Raw genomic sequence first — 6,904 nt, 5'->3', positions numbered from 1 at the left:
CGGCGGCACCGAGCGAGATCCGCAGGCGGGGCGCCGTCGCCCGCCAGACGGCCGGCTCGGCCAGGGCCGCAGCGACCGCGCCGCCGCCGAGCGCCTCGGCCAGCAGGCGCAGCAGCGGCACCGCTCCGATGGCCAGCAGCCAGGCGGCGGCAGCAAGGACCAGCGGCCGGGAGGTCGGCAAGGCGGAGCGTGCCCCGGCCCGGCTCCTAGCCGCCCGCGAGCTGGGCGAAGCGGCGCAGGATCTCGGGCTGCTCGCGCGCCGCGCGGCCGGCATCGAAGGGCATCACCTTGATGCTGCGCGGATCGGGGAAGCCGGCGGGCGGCGCCACCGCGGGATCGGCGGGCAGGAAGCCCTGGCCGGAGGCGAGGACCTGGCCTTCGCGGGAGAGCAGGAAGTTCACGAAGGCGACCGCCGCCGGCACGTTCCGCGCCGTGGAGAGGATGCCGACCGGCTCGGTGATGGCGGAGACGCCGTCCTCCGGGAAGATGAAGCGCACCGGCGCACCCTTCGCGGCCTCGCGGATCGGCAGGTAGTCGATGACGATGCCGAAGGCGCGCTCGCCGCCGGAGACCGCCTGCATGACGGGACCGTTGCCGCCGCGCGCCTGCACGCCGTTCTGGATCAGCCGCTCGACATAGGACCAGCCGAGGGCCGGGTTCTGCACCAGGGTCGTCACATGGATCGCCGCGGCGCCGGACACGGCCGGGGAGGGCATCGCCACCTGGTTGCGCGCGCGCGCATCCAGCAGGTCGGCCCAGCGCGCCGGCACGAAGGGGGCGCGCACATGGTGCATGAAGCCCGTCGTGATCAGCTTGGTGCCGAAATAGGCACGCCCGGCGTCGAGATGCGCGGCGGGGATGCCGGCGGTCTGCACCTCCGGGCTGGCGCGCAGGCGCCCCTCGGCCTTCAGCCCCTCGAAGGTGAGGCTGTCGGCCAGCAGCAGCAGGTCCGGCCGCGGCTGGCCCGCGGCGATCTCGGCGCGCAGGCGGGTCATGATCTGGCCGGTGCCGCCACGGATCCACTCGACCTGCACCGCCGGATGCAGCTTGCGGAACGCCTCGACCGTCGCCGCCGCATCGGGCTCGAGCTGGGAGGTGTAGAGCACCAGCGGGCCCGAGACCTGCTGCGCGGCGGCCGGGCGGATGGCGGCCACGGTGAGCGAGACGAGGCCGAGACCGAAGCTGCGACGGCGCATGCGCGAGTGTTCCCCCTGGTTGCCCGGCTGATCTAACCGGAGCCACGGCCGCGCGGCAGGGGGGCAATGTGAAGAAGGCGTTGCAGTCCCCGCCCCGGGCCTGTACCCGAACCCTCCGCCCCATCCGGGCGACGCGACCCCGAAGCCGTGATGCGATACCGCGCCGGCGCGGTCCCATATTCTCGCGACCCGAAAGAAGGGCCTCGCCCGCATCCGATGACAAGCTTCATGACGCGGCAGACCTTCGAGCGCCTGGCGCTGCTGCGGGAGGAGCTGATCGGCGACGGCTTCGGCCCGGCGACCCCGGACCGCCCCGGCCTTGCCGGCCTCTTCGTCCCGTGGAGCGGCGCGGAACTCGCCGCGCGTGGCGGCATCTACTGGGTTGGCGCCGGCACCGAGGGCGACTACGGCGCCGAGCGCGACCAGGGCTTCGCCTCCTGCCACGAGCGCGCCGCCCGGCTCTGCGACCGGGGCGCGCATGGCAGCGCCCATACCCCCACCTGGCTGTTCCTCGATGCGCTCACGCGCGAACTGCTCGGCGGCCCCTATGACGTGACCGCCGCCCGCTGGGGGTGGTCGAGCCTGCTCAAGATCGGCTGGAGCGCCGGGCGGCCGGAGGAATGGCCGCCCGAACTCCTCGAGCGGCAGCAGGAGGCCTGCGCGGCCGCGCTCGGCGAGGAACTCGCCAGTCTCCGCGACAGCCTGGTCTTCGTGGCCTCGCTCGACGATTTCGGGATCCTGGGGGAGGCGCTGGGCGGCCTGCCGGCCTGGAACGGGCGCGACGAGGCGACCGGCATCTGGTGGCATCGCGACGAGGCCTCGGGGAATCTCCTCGTGCATGGCTGCGACCCGGCCGCCGCGCGGCGCAGCCAGACCGCCGAGGCGGCGCTGGAGCGCACCCTGCTGCTGGCCCGAAACCTGCTGCCCGGCTTCGCCTGAGCCGCCACGGGCGATCCGGCCTTCAGGCGTCCACCGCCTCCTCGTCGAGCTTCGCGGCATTGTCCTGGATGAAGCGGAAGCGCAGCTCCGGCCTGCGGCCCATCAGCGCCTCGACCAGCTCCGAGGTCCGCGCGCGCTCCTCGGGCGGCAGCACCACCTTCAGCAGGGTCCGTCGCCTCGGGTCCATCGTCGTCTCCTTCAGGGAGGCCGGCGGCATCTCGCCGAGGCCCTTGAAGCGCGAGACATCCACCTTCTGGTTCGCCTTGAACTCGCGCTTGATGAGGCGGTCCTTGTCCGCGTCGTCCTTGGCATAGACCGTCCTGCCGCCGGCCTGCAGGCGATAGAGCGGCGGCTGCGCCAGGAAGATGCGCTCCTGCCGCACCAGCTCGGGCAGCTCCTTGTAGAAGAAGGTCATCAGCAGGGCGGCGATATGCGCGCCGTCCACATCGGCGTCGGTCATGATCACCACGCGGCCGTAGCGCAGCCGGCCGAGATCGAACCGCTCGCCCACGCCGCAGCCCAGCGCCTCGATCAGGTCCTTCAGCTCCTGGTTGGCGCGGAGCTTGTCGGCGCTGGCGCTGGCGACGTTGAGGATCTTTCCTCGTAGCGGCAGCACCGCCTGGGTCTCGCGGTCGCGTGCCTGCTTGGCGCTGCCGCCGGCGGAATCACCCTCCACCAGGAACAGCTCCGTGCCGTCCGAGGATTCGCGGGAGCAGTCGGCGAGCTTGCCGGGCAGGCGCAGTTTGCGCGTCGCGCTCTTGCGCGGCGTGTCCTTCTGCTCGCGCCGCCTGATCCGTTCTTCCGCGCGCTCGACGGCCCAGGCGAGCAGGTTGTCCGCCGTGGCGGGGTCGCCGGCCAGCCAGTGGTCGAAATGATCGCGCAGCGCGGCCTCCACCAGGCGCGCGGCCTCGGGGCTGGTCAGCTTGTCCTTGGTCTGGCCCTGGAACTGCGGGTCGCGGATGAAGACGCTGAGCATCCCCGCCATGCCGCCCAGCAGGTCCTCGGCGGTGACATTGGCGGCGCGGCGGTCCTTCTTCAGCTCGCCATAGGCCCGCAGGCCCTTGACCAGCGCGGCGCGCAGACCGGCCTCATGCGTGCCGCCCTGCGGCGTCGGGATGGTGTTGGCGTAGGTGTTGAGGAAGCCCTCGCCCTGCTCGAGCCAAGTCAGCGCCAGCTCGCAGCGCCCGGCGCCGTCGGGAAAGGGCAGGGTGCCTTCGAAGGGGGTCGGCACCACCGTGGCGCGCCCCTCGATCGCCGAGGCCAGGAAGTCCACCAGCCCGCGCTCGAAATGCAGCACCGCCTCGGCCGGGGTGTCGGTGCCCTGCACCAGCGCCGGGTCGCATTTCCAGCGGATCTCGACGCCACGGAACAGATAGGCCTTGGACCGGCAGAGCCGGTAGAGCCGCGCCGGGCTGAAGGACTGCCTGCCGAAGATCTCGGGGTCCGGCCGGAAACGGATGGTGGTGCCGCGGCGGTTGTGGATGGCGCCGAGGTTCTTGAGCTTCTGCACCGGCTTGCCGCGCTCGAAGGCGTGGCCGAACAGGGTGCGGTCGCGCGCGACCTCCACCTCCAGCCGCTCGGAGAGCGCGTTGACCACGCTGCTGCCGACGCCATGCAGCCCGCCCGAGGTCTCGTACGACTTGCCGGAGAACTTCCCGCCCGAATGCAGGGTGGTGAGGATCACCTCCAGCGCCGAGAGTTTCGGGAATTTCGGGTGCGGGTCCACGGGAATGCCGCGGCCGTTGTCGCGCACCGTCAGCCAGTTGCCGGATTCGAGAAGCACGTCGATGAAGTCGGCGTGGCCCGCCACCGCCTCGTCCATGGCGTTGTCCAGGATCTCGGCGGCCAGATGGTGCAGCGCGTTCTCGTCGGTGCCGCCGATATACATGCCGGGGCGGCGCCGGACGGGCTCCAGCCCCTCCAGGACCTCGATGTCCTTGGCCGAATAATCGCCCGCGCCGAGAGCCGCGGCGCCGCCTTTGAGCCGGCCGCGACCGAACAGATCGTTCATGCTGTGTTCTCGCTTTCCGGCTGAAGATAGCGACCGGGTGCGGGGCAGACAACCAATCCGGGCCGAGTCGGGGGAAGCGCGGCGCAAAGCCGATCCGGTTCGGGCGAAGCCCGCGCCGGCGCATTGCTCGCGGCCCCGCGAGCGGCGAAGCTGCCGTCCCCGGACCGGGAATCCCGCGATGCGCCGCCTGAGCCTGATTCTGCCCCTGTTGCTGCCGCTGCCCGCCGAGGCGAACGAGGCCTTCTGCCCGGCCCTCAAGCGCCTGGTCGAGGCGGCGCAATGGGCCTTCAACGATGTCGGCACCGCCGCGCACCTGATCCCCGGCTCGCTCGTGGAACGCCGCGGCGAGGTGCGGCTGGCCGACGGGCCGCCGCGCGGCGCGATCTTCGCGATCATGCTGCGCGCCGAGGGGCGCGAGCGCGCCGCCGAGGCACGGCACCGCTTCGACCAGCTGCGCGGCGAGATCGGCCATTGCCTGTCCGATGCGCAGGCCAGCGCACCGGCCGGAGGGCAGGAGGCGCGCTGGACCACGCCCTATGCCGTGGTGCGCCTGCGCACCGAGGGCGGCGACGGCTTCGCCTCCACCGCCGAGGTCGAGATCGCCGTCGCCTCGCGCTGGTAGGCGCGCCGCCTACCGGAAGGGCGGCTCGTCGAAGCTGCGCAGCTTGCGGCTGTGCAGCGAGCCGAGGTCGCCGCGCAGGATCTCCACCGCCTCCAGCCCGATCATCAGGTGCTGGCCGACCGCGCGCTCATAGAAGGCGCTGGCCGCGCCCGGCAGCTTGATCTCGCCATGCAGCGGCCGGTCGGAGACGCACAGCAACGTCCCGTAGGGCACGCGGAAGCGGTAGCCCTGCGCGGCCAGCGTGCCGCTTTCCATGTCCACCGCGATGGCGCGCGAGAGGTTCAGCGGCCGCCGCTCCCGCGACCAGCGCAGCTCCCAGTTCCGGTCGTCATAGGTGACGACCGTGCCGGTGCGCAGCCGCCGCTTCAGCGCCTCGCCGCGCTCCCCCGTCACGCGCGCGGCGGCTTCCTGCAAGGCGACCTGCACCTCCGCCAGCGCCGGCAGCGGGATGTCGGGCGGCACCAGCTCGTCCAGGATGCGGTCGCGGCGCAGATAGGCATGCGCCAGCACGTAGTCGCCGATCGCCTGCGACTGCCGCAGCCCGGCGCAATGCCCGACCATCAGCCAGCAATGCGGCCGAAGCACCGCAAGGTGGTCGGTGATGTTCTTCGCATTGGACGGCCCGACGCCGATGTTGACCAGCGTGATGCCGCCCGAGCCGTCGGCCCGCGCCAGGTGATAGGCCGGCATCTGGAAGCGGTGCCAGGGCGAGGCGGCGGTCAGCGCCTCCGCGGTCGCGCGCGAATCCGCGCCCACCTCGCCGCGCGCGATCTGCACGCCGCCCGGCAGCACCAGTCCGGACCAGGGGCTGTCCGACCGCGCCAGCTCCGCCAGGCCCCAGCGGATGAACTGGTCCACGTAGCGATGGTAGTTGGTCAGCAGGATCCAGGGCTGGATCGCCCGCCAGTCCGTGCCCGTGTAGTGGACCAGCCGGCGCAGCGAATAGTCCACGCGCGGCGCGTCGAACAGCGCGAGCGGCAGCGGCGCGCCCGGCTCGGTCTGCCAGAGGCTGTCGGCCACCTCGTCGCCGACCTCCGCCAGCGAAGGGGTCGGGAAGTGCCGCGCCAGCATCGCCCCCGTGGCGTCGCCCGCCTCCACGCCGCGGCCGGGTTCCAGGACATAGGCGTAGGGGATCTCCTGGCGGCTGGGGCCGACCTCGGCGACGGCGCCGAATTCCTCCATCAGCGGCCGCAGCTGCTCCATCAGGTAGGGAAGGAAGAAGGCGGGCTGGGTGACGGTGGTGGCATAGAGTCCGGGCGCCTGGAACTTGGCCCAGGCGCGCCGTGTCGCCGGCCGCGCCGCCCCGGCGGCGTGGCGCAGGCGCAGCTCGGGGTAGCGGAAGGCGGCCCGCTCCTCGGGCGTCGGCGGCGCGCCGCCGCCCATCGCGCGTTCCAGCGCGGCGCGCAGGGCGCTGCTGGCGGCCGCGTGCAGGGCCGCCAGCGCATCGATCGCCGCTTCCGGCGTGTCGCAGCGCTGCCTTACGTCTCGGCTGTCGCCTCCAGCATCCATAGGGCCTTGTCCGTGTTCTTCGATACGCCGGTCAGGATGTCTGCGGTATCGGCGTCACCGGCCTCGTCGGTCGTGTCGATGCCGTCGCGCAGGCTCCTGGCGACCGCAGCATAGCGTTCCCGCAACGCGGCGACATGCTTCTCCCCGGCGCGCAGCTCGGCCGGGTATTCCGGCAGGCGGGTTCCGCCGGCCACCGACTGGCTCGTGCCCATGGCCGTGCCGCCCAGCTGCACCAGTCGCTCCGCCATCAGGTCCAGGTCGGTCGCGAGCGTCGTGTAGAATTCCTCGAACATCGTGTGCAACGAATGGAACTGCGGTCCCTTCACGTTCCAATGCGCCTGCCGCGTCGCGTTGTAGAGGTCTATCCCGTCGGTCAGGCAGGCCTGCAGCACCCCGATCGAGGTCTGCTTGGTGTTGTCCGCCAGGTCCTTCTGCTTCTTCGCCATCTCGCCTGCGAGGCTCCTCTGTTGGTGGTGGCGATGCAACCAACGTGATTGCCGGCCGGTCGTTGCGCCTCACCGCAGCATGTCGGGCATGACGTTCAGGTAGCGCGCCGCCTCGGGCGGCGCGGCGCCGCGCTGGAAGCCGGCGGCGCGGGCGCGCGTGGCGCCGTCGTGCGCCGGCAGC

General features: G+C 72.3%; 6 protein-coding genes and 1 pseudogene. 2 read left to right on the top strand and 5 right to left on the bottom strand.

Features of this window, described 5'->3' with window-relative positions:
* Together AC1MIR_RS00100 and AC1MIR_RS00095 are read right to left on the bottom strand one after the other, a co-directional pair.
* Positions 1 to 181, bottom strand: a pseudogene (locus AC1MIR_RS00100) (ABC transporter permease); the annotation flags it as partial.
* Between the two features lie 25 nt (positions 182 to 206).
* The gene (locus tag AC1MIR_RS00095; RefSeq protein WP_480026151.1) at positions 207 to 1,196 is read right to left on the bottom strand and encodes an ABC transporter substrate-binding protein; all 990 of its coding nucleotides are present in this window, start codon (positions 1,194 to 1,196) and stop codon (positions 207 to 209) included.
* Between the two features lie 228 nt (positions 1,197 to 1,424).
* Between AC1MIR_RS00095 and AC1MIR_RS00090 the strand changes: the two genes are divergently transcribed.
* Positions 1,425 to 2,135, top strand: a complete 711-nt coding sequence (locus AC1MIR_RS00090) for a hypothetical protein (protein ID WP_480026150.1) — start codon at positions 1,425 to 1,427, stop codon at positions 2,133 to 2,135.
* 22 nt (positions 2,136 to 2,157) lie between these two features.
* On the opposite strand, the gene parE is transcribed toward AC1MIR_RS00090, so the two are convergent.
* Positions 2,158 to 4,146: a DNA topoisomerase IV subunit B gene (gene parE / locus AC1MIR_RS00085; protein WP_480026149.1), complete on the bottom strand. Its 1,989-nt coding sequence runs from the start codon at positions 4,144 to 4,146 to the stop codon at positions 2,158 to 2,160.
* A 178-nt stretch (positions 4,147 to 4,324) separates the two neighbouring features.
* Between parE and AC1MIR_RS00080 the strand changes: the two genes are divergently transcribed.
* The gene (locus AC1MIR_RS00080; protein ID WP_480026148.1) at positions 4,325 to 4,768 is read left to right on the top strand and encodes a hypothetical protein; all 444 of its coding nucleotides are present in this window, start codon (positions 4,325 to 4,327) and stop codon (positions 4,766 to 4,768) included.
* Positions 4,769 to 4,777: 9 nt separating this feature from the next.
* On the opposite strand, the gene AC1MIR_RS00075 is transcribed toward AC1MIR_RS00080, so the two are convergent.
* Together AC1MIR_RS00075 and dps are read right to left on the bottom strand one after the other, a co-directional pair.
* Complete coding sequence (locus AC1MIR_RS00075) at positions 4,778 to 6,277, bottom strand: AMP nucleosidase (RefSeq protein WP_480026147.1); 1,500 nt, start codon at positions 6,275 to 6,277, stop codon at positions 4,778 to 4,780.
* Positions 6,247 to 6,723: a DNA starvation/stationary phase protection protein Dps gene (gene dps / locus AC1MIR_RS00070; protein ID WP_480026146.1), complete on the bottom strand. Its 477-nt coding sequence runs from the start codon at positions 6,721 to 6,723 to the stop codon at positions 6,247 to 6,249. Before dps ends, AC1MIR_RS00075 begins: the two co-directional genes overlap by 31 nt.
* Positions 6,724 to 6,904: the final 181 nt, after the last annotated feature.

The organism is Falsiroseomonas sp. RANM36, from assembly GCF_056682175.1.
Note: the sequence above shows the minus strand (reverse complement) of the source record. Positions and strands in the feature narration are given on the sequence as shown.

Excerpts from the sequence above, each read along its gene's own strand:
- parE (WP_480026149.1), bottom strand. The coding sequence starts at position 4,146 with ATGAACGATCTGTTCGGTCGCGGCCGGCTCAAAGGCGGCGCCGCGGCT.
- dps (WP_480026146.1), bottom strand. The coding sequence starts at position 6,723 with ATGGCGAAGAAGCAGAAGGACCTGGCGGACAACACCAAGCAGACCTCG.
- AC1MIR_RS00075 (WP_480026147.1), bottom strand. The coding sequence starts at position 6,277 with ATGGATGCTGGAGGCGACAGCCGAGACGTAAGGCAGCGCTGCGACACG.
- AC1MIR_RS00095 (WP_480026151.1), bottom strand. The coding sequence starts at position 1,196 with ATGCGCCGTCGCAGCTTCGGTCTCGGCCTCGTCTCGCTCACCGTGGCC.
- AC1MIR_RS00080 (WP_480026148.1), top strand. The coding sequence starts at position 4,325 with ATGCGCCGCCTGAGCCTGATTCTGCCCCTGTTGCTGCCGCTGCCCGCC.
- AC1MIR_RS00090 (WP_480026150.1), top strand. The coding sequence starts at position 1,425 with ATGACGCGGCAGACCTTCGAGCGCCTGGCGCTGCTGCGGGAGGAGCTG.